Source organism: Flavobacterium daejeonense DSM 17708 (genome assembly GCF_000425425.1).
In the GTDB taxonomy this organism is placed as follows: domain Bacteria; phylum Bacteroidota; class Bacteroidia; order Flavobacteriales; family Flavobacteriaceae; genus Flavobacterium; species Flavobacterium daejeonense.
Map to the genome: position 1 here is coordinate 78,990 of NZ_AUDK01000015.1, position 26,022 is coordinate 105,011.

At 34.5% G+C, this 26,022-nt stretch carries 14 protein-coding genes; all 14 read left to right on the plus strand.

Annotated features, from left to right (window positions below; translation table 11 throughout):
• Positions 1-55 precede the first annotated feature (55 nt).
• The 14 genes from H599_RS0111555 to H599_RS0111620 all read left to right on the plus strand — a co-directional run bounded on the left by H599_RS0111555 (position 56) and on the right by H599_RS0111620 (position 26,020).
• Positions 56-1,414 carry a sugar porter family MFS transporter gene (locus tag H599_RS0111555; protein ID WP_026714286.1) on the plus strand — a complete coding sequence of 453 codons (1,359 nt, stop codon included), beginning with the start codon at positions 56-58 and terminating at the stop codon, positions 1,412-1,414.
• Positions 1,377-2,975, plus strand: coding sequence for a glycoside hydrolase family 32 protein (locus H599_RS0111560; protein WP_035141508.1), 1,599 nt, complete (start codon positions 1,377-1,379; stop codon positions 2,973-2,975). The genes H599_RS0111555 and H599_RS0111560 overlap by 38 nt, the downstream gene beginning before the upstream one ends.
• Positions 2,976-2,989: 14 nt before the next feature.
• On the plus strand, positions 2,990-6,094 hold the full coding sequence (locus H599_RS0111565) for a SusC/RagA family TonB-linked outer membrane protein (protein WP_026714288.1): 3,105 nt from the start codon (positions 2,990-2,992) through the stop codon (positions 6,092-6,094).
• Positions 6,095-6,114: 20 nt separating this feature from the next.
• The gene (locus H599_RS0111570; protein ID WP_026714289.1) at positions 6,115-7,806 is read left to right on the plus strand and encodes a RagB/SusD family nutrient uptake outer membrane protein; all 1,692 of its coding nucleotides are present in this window, start codon (positions 6,115-6,117) and stop codon (positions 7,804-7,806) included.
• 18 nt (positions 7,807-7,824) lie between these two features.
• The gene (locus H599_RS0111575) at positions 7,825-9,222 is read left to right on the plus strand and encodes a DUF4960 domain-containing protein (RefSeq protein ID WP_081810551.1); all 1,398 of its coding nucleotides are present in this window, start codon (positions 7,825-7,827) and stop codon (positions 9,220-9,222) included.
• Between the two features lie 11 nt (positions 9,223-9,233).
• Positions 9,234-10,781, plus strand: coding sequence for a glycoside hydrolase family 32 protein (locus H599_RS20320; RefSeq protein ID WP_051590723.1), 1,548 nt, complete (start codon positions 9,234-9,236; stop codon positions 10,779-10,781).
• A gap of 22 nt (positions 10,782-10,803) precedes the next feature.
• Positions 10,804-11,709: a carbohydrate kinase family protein gene (locus H599_RS0111585; RefSeq protein WP_026714291.1), complete on the plus strand. Its 906-nt coding sequence runs from the start codon at positions 10,804-10,806 to the stop codon at positions 11,707-11,709.
• Positions 11,710-12,128: 419 nt separating this feature from the next.
• Positions 12,129-13,667 carry a glycoside hydrolase family 32 protein gene (locus H599_RS0111590; RefSeq protein ID WP_162174259.1) on the plus strand — a complete coding sequence of 513 codons (1,539 nt, stop codon included), beginning with the start codon at positions 12,129-12,131 and terminating at the stop codon, positions 13,665-13,667.
• Between the two features lie 280 nt (positions 13,668-13,947).
• Positions 13,948-15,630 (plus strand): DUF6377 domain-containing protein, encoded by a 1,683-nt coding sequence (locus H599_RS0111595; RefSeq protein WP_026714293.1) that lies wholly within the window; start codon positions 13,948-13,950, stop codon positions 15,628-15,630.
• A 218-nt stretch (positions 15,631-15,848) separates the two neighbouring features.
• The gene (locus tag H599_RS0111600; protein ID WP_051590724.1) at positions 15,849-18,872 is read left to right on the plus strand and encodes a SusC/RagA family TonB-linked outer membrane protein; all 3,024 of its coding nucleotides are present in this window, start codon (positions 15,849-15,851) and stop codon (positions 18,870-18,872) included.
• Between the two features lie 11 nt (positions 18,873-18,883).
• Positions 18,884-20,365, plus strand: coding sequence for a RagB/SusD family nutrient uptake outer membrane protein (locus tag H599_RS0111605; protein ID WP_026714295.1), 1,482 nt, complete (start codon positions 18,884-18,886; stop codon positions 20,363-20,365).
• 11 nt (positions 20,366-20,376) lie between these two features.
• Positions 20,377-21,849, plus strand: coding sequence for a SusF/SusE family outer membrane protein (locus H599_RS0111610; RefSeq protein WP_081810552.1), 1,473 nt, complete (start codon positions 20,377-20,379; stop codon positions 21,847-21,849).
• 50 nt (positions 21,850-21,899) lie between these two features.
• Positions 21,900-23,663, plus strand: a complete 1,764-nt coding sequence (locus H599_RS0111615; protein WP_051590725.1) for an endo-dextranase — start codon at positions 21,900-21,902, stop codon at positions 23,661-23,663.
• 242 nt (positions 23,664-23,905) lie between these two features.
• Positions 23,906-26,020 carry a glycoside hydrolase family 97 protein gene (locus H599_RS0111620; RefSeq protein WP_026714298.1) on the plus strand — a complete coding sequence of 705 codons (2,115 nt, stop codon included), beginning with the start codon at positions 23,906-23,908 and terminating at the stop codon, positions 26,018-26,020.
• The last annotated feature ends 2 nt before the right edge of the window (positions 26,021-26,022 follow it).

Sequence of the window (26,022 nt, forward strand, 5' to 3'; positions counted from 1 at the left end):
AAATAAGTTGCTTTTTTTACGAATAACTTAGCAAAACGTTTTTAATACATGTACAATGAATAAGATATTAATTTGGTCTGTTACTGCTGCACTGGCAGGATTTTTATTCGGTTTTGATACCGTAGTTATTTCAGGAGCTGATAAACAATTACAGCTCTTATGGCATTCTTCTGATGCTTTTCACGGGTCTGTTGTTATGGCAATGGCGCTTTGGGGAACAGTTATCGGAGCTATTTTTGGAGGAATTCCAACCAATAAGATAGGTCGTAAAAAAACATTATTCTGGATTGGTATTCTGTATTTTGTTTCAGCTATTGGAGCTGCACTTGCGAATGATCCTTATATTTTTGCCTTTTTCCGATTTATAGGAGGTTTAGGTGTTGGTGCGTCAACCATTGCTGCTCCGGCCTATGTTTCAGAAATTGCTCCGGCTGATAAACGAGGCCGTTTGGTTGCTCTCTATCAGTTTAATATCGTATTAGGGATTTTGGTAGCCTTTATTTCTAATTACTTTTTAAAAGATATTGGCGAAAACGCCTGGCGATGGATGGTTGGTGTTCAGGCAATTCCTTCTTTTATCTATATCCTTTTTATTATTACAATTCCGGAAAGTCCAAGATGGTTATTATCCAAAAACCGTATTGATGAAGCCCGTAAAGTACTTTTTACAATTGATCCATTAGCAAGTATCGAAGATTTTAGAGATGAATCGGGTGAGAATGGTGCGGCAAAGCATGAAAATATTTTCATGAAAAAATACCGTTTTCCACTTATTCTGGCTTTTTTGATTGCTTTTTTCAATCAGTTTTCCGGAATCAATGCTTTTTTATATTACGCTCCGAGAATTTTTGAAGAAGCTGGTTTAGGTCAAAATACCGCATTGTTAAGTAGTATCGGAATCGGAATTACGAACCTTGTTTTTACTTTAGTTGGAGTAAGTTTAATTGATAAATTAGGCAGAAAGGTATTGATGTATATTGGTTCTGTAGGCTATATTATCTCTTTAGGATTAGTTTCGGCAGCTTTTTATTTTGATTGGGGAGGTTTGTCTGTACCTGTTTTTCTTTTCCTGTTTATTGCTTCTCATGCTATAGGTCAGGGAGCTGTAATCTGGGTTTTTATTTCCGAGATTTTTCCAAATCATATTCGTGCTTCCGGACAGGCTTTTGGAAGTTCGGTCCACTGGGTTTTGGCGGCGATAATTCCATCCTTAATCCCTGTATTGTTTTCTGAAATTGGACCGTCGGTAGTGTTTTTAATTTTTACCTTGATGATGGTGCTGCAATTATTATTTGTGATGTTTTTAATGCCGGAAACCAAAGGAATTTCTTTAGAAACATTGAGCGAAAATTTGATTAATAAAAATACCAACAAAGATGATTTCAAAAAAACAGCTTCAGCTCGCGTTTTGTAGTGGGATTTTAATGATAATAGCAAGTTGCAAAACAGCTTCGGTCACAGCACAAACTACTAATGTTACTGTCACAACCGAAGAACAAATATATCGTCCTAATTTTCATTTTACACCCAAAAAAGGATGGATGAATGATCCTAACGGATTGTTCTATCTTAACGGTACTTATCATTTGTTTTTCCAGCATACACCATTTCAAAGTATCCCGGATTTTAGTAAGATGCACTGGGGGCATGCTATAAGCAAAGATTTAATAAAATGGGAAGAACTAACGCCTGCAATTGCTTATGATGAGAAAGGGGCAATTTTTTCCGGAAGTGCTGTTGTGGATAAGGATAATACATCGGGATTTGGTGATGGGACGAATGTTCCGGTGGTGGCCATTTTTACTTATCATAATATGCAAAAAGAAAAAGCGGGAGAAATCGATGCACAGTCTCAGGCAATAGCTTATTCTTTGGATAATGGTAAAACATGGACAAAATATAGTAATAATCCGGTTTTAAAAAATCCCGGAATAAAAGATTTCAGAGATCCTAAAGTATTTTGGGATGCCAAAAGAGAACAATGGGTGATGGGATTGGCTGCTCAGGACAGACAGCATTTTTATGCTTCCAAAAACCTTAAAGATTGGGTTTTTCTTTCCGAATTTGGAAAAGATGTTGGTGGTCATGGTGGTGTTTGGGAATGTCCGGATCTTTTTCCAATAAAAATAGAGGGAACTGAGGAAGAAAAATGGGTTCTTATTGTGAACATCAATCCGGGTGGTCCTAATGGAGGTTCGGCAGCACAATATTTTGTGGGTGATTTTGATGGTAAAAATTTTAAAATGGATGCCCTTTTTACCCAACAATTGCAAAAAGAAAAAGTGGCCTGGCTGGATTTAGGAAGAGACAATTATGCCAGTGTATCTTTTGATAATGTACCGGATAATAAAAGAGTCATCATCGGATGGATGTCCAACTGGGATTATGCATCACAAGTTCCTACAAATCAGTGGAGAGGGACTACAACGATTGCCCGTGAATTGAAATTAATAAAAAATGAGGATCATTATAGTTTGGTAAGTGAACCAGTTCATCAATTAGAAAATTACACTTCAAAATCAGTTAAGGAGAAAGGAATAACTGCTAATGAAAAGGTGACACTTGCAGAAAATAATGAAATTGATTTAACGAAAGCAGTTGTTGAATTGAGTTTAAAAGATTTAGAATTAGCAACTTATACTTTTGCTTTATCTAATAAGGAAGGAGAATTGTTGACTTTTGGGATCAATAATGCGGAACATTATTTGTTTATCGACCGTTCAAAATCAGGAAAAAATAATTTTTCGGATAAATTTTATCAACCGCTAACCAAAGCAATTTTGGACAAAAAACAAAAAGAGGCTGTTTTTAAAATTATTTTAGATAAAACATCTCTGGAGATTTTCTTTAATAATGGAGAAAAGGTCATGACAGATATATTTTTCAACAGTAGTCCTTTTACACGGTTGGATTTACTATCAGAAGGAAAAATCAATGTTCAAAATCTTGAAATTAACCAAATAAATATTAACTAAAAACAAACTAACCAATGAAATGTAAATTAATTTATTTTTTATGTTTCCTCTTTTCGATGTCCTTTCTTCAGGCACAGGAAACAGGAATTAAAGGTACTGTAATCTCATCCGAAGACGGATTGCCTTTGCCGGGAGCAACGGTATTGATTTCGGGTACCAATAAAAGTGTAAGCACTGATATTGATGGAAACTTTGCTTTTTCCAATGTTGCTTCTAACGGAAGTTTAATTATTTCTTATGTAGGATATAATTCGCAAACGATTCAAATAAAGGGACAAAAAAACTTTAAAATTGCCTTAATAGGCGAGAGTAATCAATTAACTGAAATTGTGGTTACGGGTTATTCAAAACAAAGAAAAACCGATATTACGGGAGCGGTAAGCGTTGTGGATATGAAAGAATTGTCTAAACAACCGGAACCAAATCCATTAAAAGGATTACAAGGAAGATTGGCTGGTGTGAAAGTGACCTCTGATGGTTCTCCGAGTGGGGCAAATACTAATATTGTGATTAGAGGTGTAGGAACACTTAATAATACTTCTCCTTTATTAGTAATTGACGGAATGCCTACAAAATCAGGAATGCATGAATTAAATCCTAATGATATTGAGTCGATTCAGGTTTTAAAAGATGCTTCTTCAGCCAGTATTTATGGTTCGCGTGCTTCAAACGGGGTGATTATTATTACCACCAAAAAAGGAAAAGCCGGCAATATGAAAATTGATTTCAGCCATTATACCGCATTATCATCTTACAGCAGAAGATTGAGTGTGTTGAATGTGGAACAGTACGGACAAGCACTTTGGCAAGCCAATATCAATGACGGTTTGAATCCAAACAGCAACAATTTAAGTTATCAGTTTGACTGGGAAGTGGCGAACAACAAGCCGCAATTAAATAAAATTCTGGTTCCTGAATATTTAGATGTCAATCAAACTTTAAAATCAGCAAATACCAACTGGTACGATGAAATTTCTCAAACAGGTATAGCACAATCGTATGATTTGGCTGCTTCAAATGCTTCAGACAAGGGAAGTTATCTGTTTTCTTTGGGGTATTACAACAACCAAGGTGTGGTAAAAACCACTGAATTTGAAAGAATTTCTGCCAGAATGAACAGCTCTTATAAATATTTTGACGGAAAACTGGTTATTGGTGAAAACTTTACGTTGAATCGTACAAATGAAGTTTCAGATCCGGGAGTTTTGGATCCGGCTTTGCGTGCTTTGCCTTTAATTCCTGTTCGTACAGTTGATGGAAAAGGTTGGGGAGGTCCTGTAGGAGGAATGAACGACAGACAAAACCCGGTTCGTTTATTAGAATACAACAAAGACAATAAATACGATTATTTACGATTATTCGGGAATGCTTATGCGGATTTAGAAATTGTAAAAAATCTACATATCAAAACCAGTTTTGGGGTAGATTATGGTTTTTACAAAAAAAGAAATTTACAACGTAGTTATGTTTCGGGTTATTTGCAGAATGACCAAAATTCGGTTACGATTGATCAATCGGTTAGTGATAAATGGACATGGACCAATACCGCTTTGTACAATGTGGAATTTGGAAAACATAAATTGAATTTATTGACAGGAACCGAGATGTACAAAGATGTTTTTGATACCAATACTTTAAGAAAAAATGACTTTTTGATTGAAACTCCGGATTATATGTACCCGGATGCCGGAACAGGAGAATCCTTTACTAGTGGCTCTTCAACAAGTTATTCTTTGCTTTCTTATTTTGGAAAAGTTGATTACGAATTCGACAATCGCTTTTTGTTATCAGGTACCATTAGACGAGATGGTTCTTCCCGTTTTGGAAAAAACAATCAGTTTGGAACATTCCCAGCAGTTTCGGCAGGATGGAGAATCAGTAATGAAGCATTTATGAAAGACAAAGCCGATTTTATTTCTGATTTAAAATTACGTGCGGGTTGGGGACAAACTGGTAATCAGGAAATCAGTAACACTGCTGTTTATAGTCTGTATTTGGCTAGCTATGCCGGCGGAAGTCCTACCTGGGCAACTTCTTTTGGAACGGCTTACGATATTGCAGGAAATGGAAACGGATTATTACCTTCCGGATTTATTGCTACCCAAACCGGTAATGATGATCTAAAATGGGAAACTACTACGCAAACAAATATTGGTTTGGATTTTGGATTTTTTAATCAAAAGCTTAGTGGTTCTATTGATTATTACAACAAACAAACCAAAGATATTTTGGTATTGCCACCTTATTTAGGAGTAATTGGTGAAGGAGGAAGCCGCTGGGTAAATGGTGCCGCTATGGAAAACAAAGGTTGGGAATTTGCCTTAGCCTACCATGATGAAACTTCTTTTGGATTGAAATATGATATTTCAGCAAACTTTTCAGCCAATAGAAATAAAATTACAAAACTACCGGATGAGGTTAAAAACAATTACGGTGGAAATGGTTTGGACGACAATATTTTAGGAAGACCTATTAACTCTATGTATGGTTATGTAACTGATGGTTTATTTAAATCACAGGATGAAGTTGATAATTCACCACTTCAGGAAGGAAAAGGTTTAGGGCGTATTCGTTATGTAGATTTAAACGGAGATGGTTCGATTACTGATAAAGACAGAACCTGGATTGGGAACCCTAATCCCGGATTCCAATACGGATTCAATGTTGGTTTAGGTTACAAAAACTTTGATTTGACTACTTTTTGGGAAGGAACCGGAAATGTTGATGTTATCAATAGAACTAAATACCAAACCGATTTTTGGAGTGTAGATGATGTGGGGTCTAACAAAGGAACACGATTGTTAAATGCCTGGTCTTTAGATAATCCAAATTCTACTATTCCGGCATTGACTACCATTGATAAAAATGCCGAATCGAGATTTTCTACCTATTATGTTGAAAACGGAAGTTATTTAAAGCTGCGTGTGTTGCAATTGGGCTATAGTTTTTCGAAAGAATTATTGCAAAAAATGAAATTGAACAGTTTTAGATTTTATGTAAGTGGTCAAAATTTATTTATTCTCGATGCAAAATCATTTACAGGTGTTGATCCGGAAAATGCTGGTTTTGGTTATCCGCAACCAACCACTTTTACTATGGGACTAAACCTGACTTTATAATCCAATAAAAATTTAGCAAAATGAAAAAAATAGTATATATAGCGAGTTTTTTAGTCTTAATAATCAGCTCGTCCTGTACCGATTTTTTAGATAATAATCCAAGAGGAGTTTTATCTGAAGACGATGTGGTAACTCCGCAGTCTATTGAAGGTTTTATGAATGCGGCTTACGCCCAATTAGGAAATGATCATTATGATTCTCCTTACAGCTTGTGGCCATTTGGGAATGTCCGTTCGGATGATGCATACAAAGGAGGTAGCGGAACCAATGACATACAGAATTTTCACTTTTTCGAAGTTTCTAATAATATCCGTCCGGATTTTGGCGAATTAGATTCTTTTTGGTACATCAGCTATGTGGGTGTTTCAAGAGTGAATAAAGCATTGAAAGCATTAGAAATAATCGATGAAAATGAATATCCTTTAAAAGAAAGAAGAATTGCCGAAATGCGTTTTCTTCGTGGTCATTTTTATTTTATGCTGAAAATAATGTATCGAAATGTACCTTACATTACCGAAGATATTCCGGTGGAAGATTATAAATTAATTGCTAATAATGCGCTTTCCAATGAAGCACTTTGGGAAAAGATTGCTGAAGATTTTGAAGCCGCTGCCGAAGTTTTACCAGATACACAGTCTCAGGTAGGAAGAGCAACCAAAAAAGCAGCTTATGCTTATTTGGCTAAAACCAGATTATATCAAGCCTATACACAAGATGAAAAATACAATGTTACAGGAACTAATGCAGCACATTTGCAACAGGTAGTAGACGCTAGCGAAAAAGTAATCGGAAAAGCCAGTTTGGAAGGCGATTTTGCCAACAACTTTTTACCTGGATCTTATGAAAACGGTCCGGAATCTCTTTTTGCAATTCAATTTTCAGACAATGATGGTACATTATATGGAAGATTAAACTTTTCAGATGTGCTTTCTACTCCGCAGGGATTGGGTTGCTGTGATTTCCACAAACCAAGTCAGAATTTGGTGAATGCTTTTAAGACCGATGCGAATGGTTTACCAGAATTTGACACTTATAATAATGATGATTTTGATTATAAAAACATCGATGAATTTACAGTGGATCCCAGATTGTATCATACTGTCGCTATGCCGGGATTGCCTTATAAATACGATCCGGAATATTTGTACGTAGAAGCTTGGGTACGTAATCCGGGAACTTATGGTTATTATGCTTCGCTAAAAGAAAATGTGGCTCCAAGTTGTAGCTGTGTGGTAAATATTGATCCTTTTTATGGAAATTCAAAAAACAGAATCCAAATAAGATATGCCGATGTTCTATTATTCAGAGCTGAGGCTTTAATCGAATTGGGAAGACAAGCAGAAGCTTTGCCATTAATTAATGAGGTGAGAAACAGAGCAGCACAAAGTACAGGCCGATTGACTTATGTTACCAATTTTAAAATAAACCCTTATGTTGATGGTGTAAATTGTACCTGGACTCAGGATTTTGCCCGAAAAGCATTGCGATTTGAAAGAAGATTGGAATTTGCTATGGAAGGTAGTCGTTTCTTTGATTTGGTGCGTTGGGGAGTGACCGAGGAAGTGATGAATACTTTTTATGAAGGAGAAAAATCAAAACGCAGCTATTATAGTGATGCGCATTTTGATGCCGAAAAAGAAGAGTATTGTCCGATACCATTGGCTCAGATTAACTTTAGTCAAGGTTTATACAAACAAAATTCGAATTATTAATTCTAATATTCAGAAAAGATGAAAATAACACTTAATAAAATAGGATACCTGTGGACAGTATTTTTTATAATGCTGTTAAGCCTGGCTTCCTGCGAAGATAATTTTAATGAAAGCGGATTAGATATTGACAGTCCTTCAAATGTTGCTTCTTTGACTGTAAATGGAGTAGAAGCAACGATAAGTCAGAATACAGGGGAAATCAATTTGGTTATGCCTTATGGTTCTGATGTAACTTCTGTAATCCCTGAAGTGGTCTTAGAAGACGGTGCAACTGCTAATATTGATTTTTCAGAAGCATTGGATTTAAGAAATACAATCAAATTTAGAGTTGTAAATGGTAATCTTTTTAAGGATTATACAATCAAAACAACCGTTTTGAGTCCGATTAAATCTTTTAGCATAAATAATGTAGCCGCAATTATTAATGATGCAGCCAAAACTATAACGCTTACTTTATCGGAAGGTACTGATTTAACCAATTTAAACCCTGTTATTGAAACCACAACTGGAGTTAGTATTTCTCCAACTTCAGGTACAACAATTGATTTTTCAAATCCTGTAACATTTGTAATTACGGCTAATGGTAAAACAGTAAATTATACTGCAAAAGTAGGCGTACCGGTACAAGGATTGGTGGTTGCATTTTTAGGAACAGCAGCCAACCGTGCAGCTATAACCAATATGGACGAAATAACCGCAGCCAACTGGTTTTTTGATACTTTTAACGGAGCTGAATATATTTCATTTGATGATATTGTAAATGGAGCTTCCTTAGCTGATATTGATGTAATCTGGTGGCATTTTGATTCGGCTACCAATTTACCAACGGTGGCATTCAAACCTGCAGTTACGCAGGCCTTGCAAGCATTTCGTGCCAATGGTGGAAATTTATTACTGACTTCTTTTGCTTCTCAATATGTTGATGCTTTAGGAATTGTTCCATCCGGCAAAGGACCAAATAATGTTTTTGGAGATTTCCTGCCTGGTGGCTGGGTTGACAGTAATTCATGGGGAATGTCTTTTAGAGGTCATGAAACACATCCAATTTTTGATGGTCTTACTACTTATGAAACCGGAAAAGCTTACTTGCTTCAAAGTGGTACTTACCGACTGAACCATACTGCCTGGTGGTTTGTCCCGGAATGGGGAGGTTATGTTAATGGTGCAGGTTGGAGAGATCAAACCGGGGGAACAAACTTAGCCAGTGAAGGTTGGGATGACAATCTAGATGGTCGTGTAACTATCGCAGAATGGCCAAATAACAATACTAATAAAAATGTTGTAGTAATTTCAATGGGAGCTTATGATTGGTATAATGAAGAAAGTAATGGTGTACCAAGTCAGGCAAACGAGTTTATTACAAACATTAAATTATTAACGCAAAACAGTATCAATTATTTAGCAATAAATAACTAAAATAAAAACAGATGAAAATTAAAAATATAATTCTGGGATCTTCAATTTTCTTTTCGCTGCTTTCCTGCAGTCAAAACGATGATACCTACATAGGTGGTTCTATTTCAGGAGGCGAATCGTCAATAGCCAGTATTTATCCTATTCCTCCATCCCAATGGATGGGGGGAAAGGATCCCTATTATAGTGCCGGTTATACCGGAGATATTATGCCATTTTTTGATAGTGGAAAATTTCATATTTATTTCCTGCACGATGCACAAAACAAGCCTGCCGGAAAAGGATTTCATGATATTCATGAATTTCAAACTACCGATTTGGCTCATTTCAGTTACAACGGTCAAATGATTCCTTATGGAAATGCAGATGAGGCAGATTTTGGTGTAGGAACCGGATCGGTGGTGAAGGTTGGAAACACCTATTATTTTTATTACACAGGGCATAATGCAATTCCTGCTTTTTTAGAATCAAATCCCAGAGAAAGTGTTCTTTGCGCTACAAGTACCGATTTGAAAAACTGGACCAAGATTTCAAATTTCAAAATTACCGCTCCGGCTGGTTATTTGGATTTTGATTTTAGAGATCCTCATGTTTTCTTTAATGAAGAATTGAATAAATATTCGATGTTGGTAAGTACACAAACAGATCCGGGAAGGAAAGCCGTTTTGTTGCATTTTACTTGTAGCAATCCTGCCACTGGAAATTGGGAAGTTCAGGTACCTATTTATACAACTACAGCAGAAGAAAATTATTTGATGATGGAATGTGCCGATGTTTTCAAAATGGGTAATTATTGGTATTTGCTTTTCTCTGAAAACTGGGGGAATAGCAAAGGGACTCATTATCGAATGGCAACTTCTCTAAATGGTCCTTGGATTAATCCGGCACAGGATATGATTGACGGAGAATATTTTTATGCAGCCAAAACGGCATCCGACGGGAACAAGCGTTATGCTTTTGGTTGGACAGCCAGAAAATCACCGCAAAATGACGCCGGAAATAAAGAATGGGCAGGAAATATGGTCATTCACCAAATCAGTCAAAATACGGATGGAACCTTGTCGTTTCTGGCACCACAGGTCGTAAAGGAATTATTTACTAAAGAAATTCTTTTAGAATCTGTAAATACAACTGGGACGGTTAGCGAAAATAATGCTAACTTTCAACTCAGTGGAAATGCCAGTGTTGATTTTAAAGCAGCCGGGAAAAAAGCGAAGATTAATGCTACGATTTCTTTAGGAAATACAACAACTTCGGCAGGATTTAAATTTGAAATTAATGATGCGGGAGATTATTACAAAATAGTTTTAGAACCGGAAAACAATCGAATAGCAGCTTACAATTCGGCGATGCAGTTGGTAGCACAAATTCCTTTTGCAATAGCTGAGGATGTTAATTATGAGGTAGAATTAATTTGTGATGGCAGTATTTGTACTTTTTACATTGGTGGAAATAAGGTGCTAAGCAATCGTATTTATAGCAGAGAACTTCATAAATGGGGATTGCTTTCAGAAGGAAACCAATTTAAAGTTTCAAATTTAACACTGAAAACAACCGAATAAATCAATTAACTTTTTAGATAAAATGACTAAAAACAAAAAAATAAAAGCATTCTCATTTGGAGAGGTACTGTGGGATGTTTTTCCAACACATAAAAAAATTGGAGGAGCTCCTTTGAACGTGGCTTTGAGAATGCAATCTTTAGGTGCCGATGTAGCCATGATAAGCAAAGTAGGGTTTGACGAGGACGGAGAGGCTATCGTTACATTTGTGAAAGAAAATGGAGTGCATACCAATTATATTCAGGCAGGAGCGGATTATAAGACAGGTGTAGTTCATGTAATGGTAAATGAGAAAGGAAATGCATCTTATGATATTTTATATCCATCAGCCTGGGACAAGATAAAAGCTGAAGACGGATTGATACATCAAATTTCAGATTCCGATGTTTTTGTTTTTGGAAGTTTGAGCGCCCGTGACGAAGATTCGCGGGCTACTTTAATGCATTTGTTAGAAAATAGTACTACTTATAAAGTTTTTGATGTTAACTTGAGAGCACCATACTATACTTTTGAATTGATTAGTCATTTGATGCGTGAGGCAGATTTTATCAAATTAAATGATGAAGAATTACTGGAAATCAGTCAAAAAATGGGATCGCCTTATCATTCTTTTGAGCAAAATATCAAATTTATAGCCAAAGAAACTAATACCAAGCATATATGCGTGACCAAAGGTGCCTTTGGAGCCGTTTTGTATTATAATGATAAATTTTACTACAACAGTGGCTATTTTATCAAGGTAATGGATACGGTAGGAGCCGGTGATTCTTTTTTAGCATCGTTGCTTATTAAGTTATTAAATGGCAAATCACCTCAAAAAGCTTTGAATTTTGCTTGCGCAGTAGGTGCTTTAGTTGCCGGAAGCGAAGGGGCTAATCCTGCATTGACTAAAAAAGACATCAGTAAATTTATGATGTTAAAATCTTAATTTTACTATTTTTTCTAAAAGCCTGTGGATTTTTTACAGGCTTTTATTTTTTCACTATCTTCTTTAAAACTTTATCTGAACCAAAAGAAGAAATCATTTACTTATTTTGTGTAGCGACCTGTGTTGCTCACCTGAAAACTCATAAAGACTATTAACCGAAAAAGTATGAGTTTGCTAACTGATTACCCTGGCTTAGAAAATTAAGCAATTAACAAGTTATTTTTTAAATGTTATGAAACGGATATCTAATCATTATTTAGATGATCCTGTTTTGCTGCATTTCTGTTTTATTTTTTCATTAGTAACCAAAACCAATTAATTATATGAAAATTAAGTACTTATTACCAAAAGAATTCTGTTTAGTTGTTATTAGTTTACTACTAAATGGATGTAGCTTAGAGTCTTTAAAAGAATCTTCAATGAACTTCGAAACTGCCTCATTAACGACTTCTTCACTTAGCTGTGATGCTCAGGCAGAACAAACAGATTATAGCATATATCGAATGGTTTCTGACGGAAATCGTATAGGTGATGTTATGCCTTATTATGATTCCATTACCAGTTCGTTTTATGTTTATTATTTGAAAGACATTTGGAATGATGCAATTAATAAGAGACATCCTTGGTATGGATTTAAGACAAATGATTTTTATTCCTATTCAGAACTTTCAGCAGGTGAAATTTTAAGTTGTAGCACCAATGGTTGTTCTCAAAATTTTGCTTTAGGTACAGGAAATATCATTAAAAAAGGCAACAAATATTATGCATTTTACACTGGTCATAATCCTAATTATCCTTCTTCCTGCGTAACAAAAAAAGAAGGTGTTATGCTGGCAACTTCTACAAGTCTTAATGCCAATTTTACTCATAACTCATCTTTCACAACAATTTACCCTCCTACAGGACAGGGATTTGATGAAAATGATAATTTTAGGGATCCTTATGTGTTGTGGGATTCAGGTTCGTCTCAATATATTATGCTTGTTTCAGCCAGAAAAAATGTAAGTGGAACATGGAAAGGTGTTATCGCTAAATATACATCGACCAATTTGCTAAACTGGAATTATCAAGGGGTACTTTATGATGGAGGAACGCAAAATTTCTTTATGATGGAAACTCCTGAAATATTTAAAATAGGAAGTACTTATTATCTTATTTTTTCTGATATTAACAGTAAATACTTGTATTATCGAAAAAGTAATTCCATAAATGGTACGTGGTCTCTGCCTTCTGGTTCTGACCGATTTGAAGGAACAGGATTTTATGCCGCTAAAACAGCAACCGACGGAATTGACAGATATATTTTTGCCTGGAACAATATATTGACAGGTAATACAGATGCTGGTTCATGGGGTTGGGGAGGAAATTTAGCTGTACATAAGTTGTATCAAAAAAGTAATGGAGATTTGGCTGTAGCCATTCCACATACTTTAAAAAACAAGATGGAAACTACAAATTATACCCCTGTTCAAAACAGCCAATGGGGAAATATAACCCCATTATCAGGTGGCTTATCCTATCAATTGAGCAGCCCGGCAGATTTTGACGTGGCTAATATTATTTATGTACCAATCAATTTAGATAATTATAAAATTAGTGCCAGTGTATCATTTAGTAATTGCAATAAAGATTTCGGATTTATGATTGGTGCTTGCGATGGTTATGAAAATTTTTACAGTCTTAGATTTGTGCCTTCCCAAAATAGATTTAGTTTAGACAAAACAGTTCGTTCTGAATTAACTTCAAATACAGTTGCCTATAACGATGTACCCTATTCTTTTAGTCCAAATACTTTGTATGACATTCAAATTGTTATTGAAAATTCAATTTTAACAGTATATATTAATAACGAAGTTGCGCTTACAAATAGAGTTTACAAAGCTACTAATACTAATTGGGGAATTTTTACAGATAATAGTACCGCTTCTTTTTATGATATTAAAGTGGTTAATCCTTAAGGAGTTACAGGGTTATTGTAAAATTTTATTGTAATTATTAATTAACCTGTCAGTATTTGAGGTTTTACTTCAACTTCTGGCAGGTTTTTTCTATTTAAGTAAACGCATAATTTTTTATTCTCAATCTTAAAAATGATCATTTTTAAATTCGTCACACTCTATCTATAATATAGCTATATTTACGTTTTTAAAATTCCTAAACACAATTACTTTTTGTTACAACTCATCTTCTGAATTTTAAAAACAATACTTCTTAATTGATTTTTACATTTTATTGGCAATGAAAAAAATATTTCTATTAAAATCTTTATGCATTTTTACTGCAATAGTATTATTCAGTTATACCGGCTTATTTGCTCAGGAAAGTAAATTAAATTTAGTAGTGCAAACTATTGAGGATTCTAATAAATATGATGCAAAGAAAAAAGCTGAAATAGACAGTATTCGAACTATTTTAAAGAGCACAAAAAAAAGTGACGTTTTATCACTTTATAATCTAAATACCGAAATGTTTTATCGCTTTAAAGTTTTTCAACGGGATTCGGCATTTTATTATGGAATTCAAAGTAAAACACTGGCACAACAATTACATGATAAATCGTTTTTAGCGACTGCTAATATGAATCTGGCGGATATTTGTGTGTCATCAGGAATGTATAAAGAAGCACTGGATTTTTTGGAACCTTCTAAAATAGATGATAAAAATACCAATTACAATACGCTTTATTATGGTATTTTGGGACGTTGTTACGGTGATATGGCTGAATATAGTAATACGCCCTATTTTAATAAACAATATTTAAATTTAGCCCATTTATATCGGGAGAAAGCTCTTTCGTTAACAGAAGACGACACTTTTTTTCATTATTTTTTAGAGGCTTTTAATAAGTTTAAAGAAGACAAATTACAAGAATCATTTTCTGATTTTAAAACCCTTTTACAAAAGAAAAATCAGCCTCATGACCAGGCATTAGTGCATTATATGCTTGGCGAATTGTATCAACAATTAGGAAATAATGACAAAGCAATTTCGCATTTTTCGGAAGCTGTAATTTCTGATATTAAAACTTCAACCAAAGAATCCTTAGCCATCATCAAGCTTTCGGAACTCTTATTTAAAAAAGGTGATTTGAATAATGCTTCAATCCTCATCAAAAAGGCAAATGAAGATGCTTCTTTTTATGGCGCCCAACAGCGAAAAATTCAGGTTGGAGCTATATTGCCTCTTGTAGAACAAGAAATACTTAAACTCGTTGAAAAAGAAAAGCAAAGATTATACTGGCAATATATCATTGTAAGTATATTTTTGATTATAGCTATTTGTTTTGCAATTATTATCTACAATCAAAATAGAAAGCTTACTAAAGCAAGGAAAATTATTGCTGATGCGCATCAAAATTTAAAGCAAATTAACAAGCAGCTATTAAAAGTAAATGATAAAATCAAATCTCAGAATATAGAAATCAAACATGTTAATAGCCAACTTTCTGAGGCAAATAAAATTAAAGAAGAGTATCTCGGATTGTTTTTTACACAATACGACGGCATTTTTGAAAAATTTAATGCCTTTATAAATTCGATGAAAAAAAACATTGAAGAAGAAAGATACGACAAAGTAAACCGTACGATTTTAAGTTATAATTTAAAGAGAGAAAAAGAAAAGTTATTAGAGAATTTTGACAAAGCTTTTGTGAGTCTGTTTCCTAATTTTATAAAAGAATTTAACTCTTTAATGAAAGAAGAACATAAAATTCTATTAGACAAAGAGCAGGTTTTAACTAAGGAGTTACGAATTTACGCTTTAATTCGTCTGGGAATTACACAGAATGAAATTATAGCGCAAATTTTAGGCTATTCTGTTAATTCTATTTACGCTTACAAAACCAAAATACGAAATAATTCGTCAATTAATAAGGAAGATTTTGATAAAAAACTACTCAAAAACACTACTTTAAAGCTATAAAAACGCCTGATTTTCTATATTATTATTTGATTTTAAAATATTATAAAATGAATAAAATCAAGGTTTTATATTAAATTTAACCTAAAAACAGGCTGTATTTTTCTATACGTTTTTTTTGGAGAGTATTCTCGACATGTTATTTATGCAATTTTGTATTGAAAGTGTTTTTTACCAAACACAATCAAAACTAAAATAACTAACTAAAAAATTAATGTATTATGAAAATTACTTCATTAAACAGGGCTAAACCATCCCTGTGTTTCTTAATTTTTCTTCTCCTTCCATTCTTTATGATGGCTCAAAACGGAAAAATTAAAATTACTGGAAAAGTATTGGATGAAAGCAACCAACCTTTGCCAGGCGCCTCGGTTTTACTTAAAAACAGTAATCAGACTTCCATTACCGATTTTGATGGAAAATTCGAAATTACGGTATCTAATGAAAATGCTGTTTTAAGTATATCTTTTATTGGGTATAAGACCAAAGATATTAGCACAAATGGTCAAACAGCATTAACTGTAAATCTGGAATTAGAGTCTGAGTCATTAAATACTGTGGTTGTAATTGGGTACGGCGAGGTAAAATCAAAAGATTTAACAGGATCCATTTCCACGGTTAAACTGGCCGACATCAATAAACAGCCTGTTGCCAATGTGGGTGATGCTATTCAGGGACGTGCCGCCGGTGTTCAGGTGATTACTTCCGGAAAGCCTGGTGATAATCCAACTTTTAGAATTAGAGGTACCGGGACCATTGGGAATAATGATCCATTGATTGTTGTTGACGGAATGCCTTTAACCGGAGGACTGAATCAAATAAACATGAATGATGTTGAAAGCTTACAAATACTTAAAGATGCTTCTTCAACTGCTATTTATGGAGCAAGAGGTGCCAATGGAGTGGTAATTATCACAACTAAAAGAGGTTCTGTTGGAAAATCTTCATTATCATTTGATTTTTCTACCGGAATATCTCAAGCAACCGATATACTTCCCGTTTTAAATGCTTCCCAGTTTGCCAGTTTGCATAACGATATTTTAAATAATGCCGGATTAACACCAAATCCTGACTTTCAAAATCCTGAATCCTTAGGAAAAGGCACGGATTGGGTAGATGCCTTTTTCAAAACAGGGATTCAAAATAACTACACGATGTCCTATTCTGCCGGTAATGAGAAAACAAAAGTTTACACTTCCTTAAATGTTTTTGATCAAAAAGGAATCATCATCAATACCGATTATAAGCGTTATATTTTACAGTTTAATACAGATACTAAAATCTCTGATAACATCAAATTCGGGAATAGTTTAAAATTAAACCATGATATAAAATCACAAGGGGACTATAATATTCAAAATGCACTGATTTCACTTCCAACACAACCTATTTACAGAGAAAATGGAAATTATTCAGGACCAATAGGGCAAGCCATATATTCTGGTGATGTTGATAATCCAATTGGTAAAGCTAATATTATTGATAATTCGACTAAAGGCTATAATGTTCAAGGAAATATTTTTGGAGAGCTTACTTTTTTGAAAAACTTTAAATTCAAAACTCTTGCAGGAGCTGAAGCTAATTTTTGGAAGAGCAGAACCTGGGCACCAACCTATAATTGGGATTCTAAAATAGGACAAAATGCTTTTTTATCCGAATCTTCAAATCAGGCAATTACTTTATTATTGGATAACACATTGACTTTTTCTAAAAAGTTTGATAGTGGTATAAATCTAACGGCTGTTGTCGGAACGAGTGCACAACAAAATAAATTCGAATATATCAGTGGTTCTATTCAAGATTTTCCAAGCGAAAGTACACAAACTTTAAATAATGGTATCGCGCAAAGTACTTTACATGGTAGTGGTTCCGAATGGGCAATTTTTTCCACATTTGCCAGAGCTAATTTCGATTATAAAAGTAAGTATTATGCAACAGCAACAGTACGTAGAGACGGTTCATCACGATTTGGCACAGGAAATAAATACGGAACATTCCCTTCTGCTTCATTAGCCTGGAGAATTTCAAATGAAGATTTTTTTAAATCAAAAAGTGTAAATGATTTGAAATTACGATTAGGTTATGGAGTTACAGGAAACCAGGAAATTGGTAATTATTCCTTTTCTTCTAACTACAATACCTATCTGTATAACTTTAATGGGAATTTTGTTAGTGCCGCCATTCCAACGGTTTTGCCTAATTCGAATGTTAAATGGGAATCTCAGGAACAATATAACATTGGTTTAGATGCGTCATTTTTTAACGAGAGAGTTAATCTTACTTTGGACGCTTATATTAAAAACACTAACGATATGTTAGTGCCTCAGTCGGTACCGGTAACATCTGGTTATTCAGACATCTTTGTACCTTATATTAATGCCGGAAAAATTAGAAACAAAGGAATTGAATTGGTTATTAATACCAAAAACATTCAAAAAGATAAATTTAGTTGGAATACAGACTTTGTTTTTTCATTAAATAAAAATAAAGTAATCGATCTAAATGGTGATGCTCCACTAGTAACAGGAGGTTTAGGCTTAAATTACAATGTTTCAAGAATCAAAGAAGGATTGCCAATCAATGTATTTTACGGATTTGTTCAAGATGGTATTTTCCAAACTCAGGCTGAAGTAGATAACCATGCTATTCAAGTACAGGGAACTTCTTCGAGCAACAGTACATCAGCAGGAGATATTAGATTCAAAGATTTAAATAATGACGGTTTGATTACAGATGCTGACCGTGCCTATATTGGAAATCCAAACCCTGATTTTTCAGCTTCTTTAAACAATACACTTACATACGGTGACTTTAGTCTAAGCGTATATTTACAAGGGGTTTATGGAAATGATATTTTCAATGCTAACAGATTGTATAATGAAGCGATGTCCATCACCACCAATCAATCTACTGCTGTACTAGGAAGATGGACAGGACCGGGAACAAGTAACAGTATGCCAAGAGCTGTTTATGGAGACCCAAATAACAACAACAGAGCATCTTCAAGATATATCGAAGACGGTTCCTATTTAAGAATTAAAAATGTAAGTCTTACGTACAATATCCCAACTGATTTTGGAAAAGATAAAATTTTTGACTACGCAAAAGTATATCTGTCAGGTCAAAATTTGTTCACATTTACAAAATATAGTGGGTTTGACCCAGAAGTTTCTACTAATGGCATTGACAACAATATCTATCCTGTTACAAGAATTATTTCTCTTGGTTTAAATGTTGGATTTTAAAAAATAAAAAGATGAAATTTATAAAAATAATAGCTTTAACATTAGCAATTTTTGCTAGTACCCAATGTTCTAATGACTTTTTAGATAAAGCTCCTTTAGACACGATAAACACTTCCAATTACCCAACAAATGCAAATGAATTAGTGACGTTAGTTAATGGTGCTTACCAACCTTTGCAATGGCCTAAATTGTACAATTTAAGAATGTGGACTTCAGATATTATGGCCGGAAATAGTATTGTAGGTGCAGGAGGTGGAACAGATGGAATTGAGACACAGGATATGTCTAATTTTGTAACCAGTACAGATAATCAAGGTGTATTAGACATTTGGAGAGGTCCATGGCCTGGTATTTTAAGGTCAAACATTGTATTAAGTGTTGCTCCAGATTTAAATATTGATGAAAATATCAAAAATCGTTCAATGGGAGAAGCCTATTTCCTGAGAGCCCATTATTATTTCATTTTAGTACGCTTTTTTGGTGATGTGCCTTTAATTACAAATCCGGGAAGTTCTAATACTGATTTGTTTCCAGCTAGAGTTTCTAAAGATTTAGTTTATGAACAAATTATTTCTGATTTAGAAACTGCTGCAGAATTATTACCTAATAAAAGTGACTACTCAGGTAGTGATATTGGGAGAGCCAATAAAGGAGCAGCTTTAGGAGAATTAGCAGAGGTCTATTTGACACTGGGAAACAACTGGCAAAAAGTGGTTGATTTGACTACACAAATTGAAGGTTTAGGATTTGATTTAAATACCAACTATGCCGATAATTTTAACCCTGTAACAGAAAATTCAAAAGAGTCTTTATTTGAAGTGCAATATGCAAGTGATGGAGGTTATAGTTTTTGGGATAATGAAAATCAGGCATCGTGGACAAGTCCGTTTATGGGGCCAAGAGGAGCCAATTTTGTTGGTGGCGGTTTTGGATGGAATCAGCCAACACAGGAATTTATCGATTCTTATGAAGCGAATGACAAAAGAAAAGATGTAACTGTTTTTTATGACGGAGCGCCAGCTTTTGATGGGAAAAACTATCAAAGCAGTTATTCTACAACCGGATATAATGTTAGAAAATTTTTGGTGCCCTTAAGTGTTGTTAGTTCCTATGATAATAGTCCTATGAATTTTCCAATACTTCGTTTTTCTACTATTTTATTGATGAAAGCAGAGGCTTTAAATGAATTAGGACAAACATCTCAAGCTGAAACTCCTTTGAATAAAGTTAGAAATCGAGCCGGACTTCCAAATATTGTTACCGGATTATCAAAAGAACAGTTTAGAGAAAAGGTATTGCATGAACGTAGAGTTGAATTGGCATTTGAAGGGCAAAGATGGTTTGATTTAGTACGGGTACTCAATGGTCAATACGGACTAGATTTTCTTCATTCTATAGGAAAAACAAATGCCGCTACTAAACATTTATTATTTCCAATACCACAAATTGAAAGAGACAGAAATCCAAAATTAACTCAAAATCCTGGGTACTAAAAGATACGATTATGAAAAATATTTTTATAAAAACACTTTCTATTCTTGGTACTCTATTTTTAGTACTAATGAATGCTTCTTGTGAAGATGTATTAAATGATTCTAGCCTGAATCAAAATGACGAATTAACACTTACTGTTTCCAACTCAGAAATGGTTTTAGATGAACGTCAACCTAATGATAAATTAACATTTATTTGGACAACGGGAACAAATGAAGGGACTAGTGCTTCCATTAGTTATGTCCTTCAAATAGATAAGGAAGGAAATAATTATGCCTCAGCAATTGATTATGAAATGGGAGCCAATTCATATTCATTTTCTTTAAGTTCGGCTACTTTAAACACTATTTTAATAAATACTTTTGGTGTGCAACCGGGAGCTACGCAAAATTTTGAAGCCAGAGTTATTGCTACGGTTGCGAATGAAAATGTTGACCCTCAAATAGCCAGTGCTACGTTTTCAGTAACAACTTATTTACCGGTTTCAAAAGAATTGTATATTATCGGAAGTGCCACTTCTGTAGGTTGGGATATTGCTAATGCATTGCCATTTACACTTTCGTCCTCTAAACCTGGAATCTTTATATATCAAGGGGTTTTAAGTGTGGGTTCTTTCAAATTACCTGTTAGTAAAGAGGGGTGTTTCTGTCAGGATTTTTATACCCAAAATGCAACAGATATCACAAAAATGGTTCATAATATTGAGGGCAGCGGTGATGATTTGCAATGGGAAATTACGCAAGCCGGACAATATAAGATTACGGCAGATTTATTGAATTTAACGATTACTATAGAAGCAGTTTCAGGACCGGCATTTTCTCATATTTATATTGTGGGTGATGCTTCTCCAAGCGGATGGGATATTAATACTCCAAGAGAATTTACTCAAAGTCAAGACAATCCATTTATTTTTACTTACGAAGCTCATTTAACGCAGGGTAGTTTTAAAATTCTTGCGGGTGCTACTGGAGATTGGTGCGGCGAATGGTTCCGCCCTTTGACTGACGGTCAGGCATTATCTTCAACTGCTGTGGAACAAAATTCAGGCTGTACAGTGGATAACAAATGGAATGTTGGAGCAGGTGAGGTTGGTCGCTATAAAATCACTTTGGATACACAAAACAATACCATAAAAATACAAAAAGTAAATTTATACATCATTGGTGATGGTGGGCCAAATGGCTGGAATATCGCAACTCCAACCGCTATGACTTACACTAATGGCAATTATATTTATACCGGACCGCTTGGAAGTGATAATGCAACCGGAGAATTTAAAATTTCCAAATTTAAAGGCGACTGGTGCGATGGCGACTGGTTAAACGCTGCAACTGCCAATCAATCCATATTAAACGGGAATTATATCATTACTCATGCTTGTGATGGTCCCGATAATAAATGGAAACTGCAAACAGGAAATGCAGGTAATTACCAAATTACTATCAATTTAGACAATGGCACAATGACCGTTGTTCCTCAATAATTAAACTTTAGGCCAATCTACAACGGATTGGTCTTTTTAAACAAAAAATCATGAAATATTTTATTAAAAATAGTATTAAATGTGCTGTCCTTACACTGTGTTTTACGGCTTGCAGCAGCAATGATACCGGTTCGTCTTCTATTCCGGAACCACCTGTTGAGACAATTACATCCATCACAATAAAAACAGATTATGCAAAATATGCGCCTGGTGTAACGGTTCACTTTACGATTGATAAATTACCTGAAAACGGGGTCATACGGTATAAATATTTGAATACTATTTTATCAGAAGAAGTACTGACTGGGACGAACTGGTCCTGGACTCCTCCTGCTGAAGATTATAAAGGTTATTTGGTGGAAATATTTAAAACAGTAGATAATGTAGAAACCATTTTGGCAACAACTGCCATTGATGTTTCTTCTGATTGGACTAAATTTCCGAGATATGGTTTCTTATCCAAATTTGGAACGATGACTGATAATCAAATAACAGCCGTTTTGGATAATTTAAAAGATTATCATATTAATTCGTTGCAATATTACGATTGGGGAAATAAACATCATGCCCCATTAAAAATGAGCGGAAGTTCTCCTGCTGCCAGTTGGCTGGATATTGCCGGGAGAACCATGTCTTTTAATACCGTTAAAACGTATATTGATAAAGCACATGAAAGAAATATAGCTTCTATGAGCTATAATTTATTGTACGGAGCCTGGAGTGATTTCAGTAACGACGGGGTTTCAAGTGAATGTTTTTTATATAATGATCAAAATCATACTAACATAAACAAACATGATTTACCGGATTCCTGGCAAAGTGATATATTAGTAACTAATCCCGCTAATACGGCCTGGCAAAATTATATTTTTGATAAAACCAAATTGATTTATCAAAATTTAAATTTCGACGGCTGGCATTTGGATCAGTTAGGTGACCGTGGAAATGTTTATGATTACAACGGAAATTTGGTAAAAGTAAATGAGACATTTACTCCTTTTCTTCAAAATTTGAAACAACGTTTCCCAGATAAAAAAAACATGCTGAATGCCGTGTCTCAATACGGGCAATCAAATATTTTAAGTACCCCTGTGGATGTTGCTTATACCGAAGTTTGGGGACCACGAGACGGATACAAAGATCTGGCTGACGTGATTCAGGGAAATAATAGTCTTTCCAATAACTCATTAAACACTGTTTTAGCGGCTTATATGGATTATGATAAGGCAAATGGTACCGGATTTTTTAATACTCCCGGAGTATTGCTGACTGATGCTGTAATTTTTGCTTTTGGTGGCGCACATTTAGAATTAGGAGAACACATGTTATCCAAAGAATATTTTCCACATGATAATTTACAAATAGATGGTGAACTAAAAAAATCACTTATTGAGTATTATGATTTTTTGGTGGCTTATCAAAATCTGTTACGTGACGGAGGGGATTTTAACACTCCAATTATAGGTTCAGGAGATGGTAAAATAAATTTAAAAGCATGGCCCCCGGCTTATTCTAATGTAGCGGTGGTAGGGAAAAAAGTAGTTAACAAACAATTGATTCATTTAATCAATTTTACTAATGCAACAAGTTTAAATTGGAGAGATTCGAATGGGGAACAGGCAACTCCTGCCAAAAAGAGCAATATGATTCTTAATCTTCAGAATAATCAGGCGGTAAGCAAAGTTTGGTATGCTTCTCCGGATTTTGATGGTGGAGCTTCAAAAGAATTGTCCTTTAATCAGGTAGGAGGGAATTTAGTTTTTAAAATTCCATCCCTTCAATATTGGGGTATGATAGTAGTAGAATATTTATAAAATGAGACTGAATCTGCCTTCCAATTGAGTAAGTTTTTTATAGCAATAAAAATATCTAATTGGTTTGGTTTTAAAAAAAATGTTTGGTTATTTTTTTAATGCAATTGTAGTACAAATTAGAGAATAAATAAAAATGTTTATCCTCCCCAACAAAAGGAGGCAGATTCAATCTCATTATTAAATTAAAATCGCCTTGTGACAGAATAAATTGATACGCAGCTAAAGAATTAAAATAATAAAAAATGAAACATTCACTTTCAATACTGATTGCATTTTTGTTTGTATTACAAATATTAAGTGCCCAAAAATTACAGTCTCCTAACCAAAAACTGCAAATGGAATTTTCTTTGCAAAGTGACGGGACTCCTATATATAGCTTGACTTACAAAGGCAAAGTAGTGATAAAACCCAGTAAATTAGGTTTTCATTTGACAAATGACGCAAAGTCATTATTAAATGATTTTTCTATAATTGAAACGAAAACCAGTACTTTTGATGAAACCTGGAAACCGGTATGGGGTGAAGTTAATTCCATTCGTAATCATTATAACGAATTGGCAATAACTTTAAATCAAAATGGTTCTGACAGACAAATGCTTATTCGTTTTCGATTGTTCGATGATGGTTTAGGATTTCGATATGAATTTCCGCAACAAAAAAATCTGGTTTATTTTACCATTAAAGAAGAACGTACACAGTTTGCTATGAATGGCGATCATACGGCTTACTGGATTCCAGGAGATTATGACACGCAGGAATACAATTATTCCACTTCAAAACTTTCTGAGATTAGAGCTTTGATGGAAAAAGCTTATACTACAGGAAATGTTTCGCAAACTTCCTTTTCACCAACAGGGGTTCAGACTTCCTTAATGATGAAAAGTGATGATGGTTTGTACATCAATCTGCATGAAGCCGCTTTAATCAATTATTCCTGTATGCATCTTAATTTAGATGATAAAAATTTAGTTTTTGAGTCCTGGCTTACTCCGGATTCAAACAATGACAAGGGAAATATGCAGGCCCCTTGTCATTCGCCATGGCGTACCATTATAGTTAGTGAGGATGCCAGAGCAATTTTAGCTTCAAAAATGACCTTAAATTTAAATGAGCCTTGCAAAATTGAGGATACATCATGGATTAAGCCTACCAAATATGTTGGTGTTTGGTGGGAAATGATTTCCGGAAAAAACAGTTGGTCTTACACGGATGAATTTCCCGCAGTGCAATTAGGTGTAACCGATTTTTCGAAGGCTAAACCTAATGGAAAGCATGGAGCCACTACGACAAATGTAAAACGATATATTGATTTTGCAGCCAAAAATGGTTTTGATGCTGTTTTAGTGGAAGGATGGAATGAAGGTTGGGAAGATTGGTTTGGTCATGCTAAAGATTATGTTTTTGATTTTGTAACTCCTTATCCTGATTTTGATCTGAAAGGATTGAATGATTATGCTCATTCAAAAGGTATAAAGCTGATTATGCATCATGAAACTTCCGGCTCCATTCGAAATTACGAACGTCACATGGATGCTGCGTACAAATTAATGAAAGAATATGGTTATGATGCGGTTAAAAGCGGTTATGTTGGAAACATTATTCCAATCGGGGAAACGCATTATAGTCAGTGGACTAATAATCATTACCAATATGCAATTGAAAAAGCGGCAGATTACAAAATTATGGTTAATGCTCATGAAGCAGTACGTCCAACAGGAATTTGCAGAACCTATCCTAATTTAATTGGTAATGAAGCGGCAAGAGGTACCGAATATCAGGCATTTGGCGGAGACCGAAATAAACCAAATCACGTAACCATTTTACCCTTTACAAGATTAATAGGGGGACCAATGGATTATACTCCTGGTATTTTTGAAATGGATGTAACCAATGGTTCTCATGTAAATGCAACTATTGCCAATCAATTGGCATTGTATGTTACTATGTACAGTCCGTTACAAATGGCAGCTGATTTTCCGGAGAATTATGAGAAGTTTTCAGATGCTTTTCAATTCATCAAAGATGTAGCCGCAGATTGGGATGAGAGTAAATATCTGGAAGCAGAACCTGGTCAATATATTACAGTAGCCAGAAAAGCCAAAGGAACAAGTAACTGGTTTGTAGGTAATGTAAATGGAGAAACAGCCCGAACATCTACTATTTCATTTGACTTTTTGGATAAAGGAAAAAAATATGAAGCGACAATTTATTCAGATAGTAGTGATGCTAATTATTTGACTAATCCGCAAGCTTATACTATTCGAAAAGTGAAAATAACAAATAAAACAAAACTTAGTCAGTTTTCAGCTCCGGGAGGTGGTTATGCTATTAGTATTATTGAAAAGAAAACAAACTAATT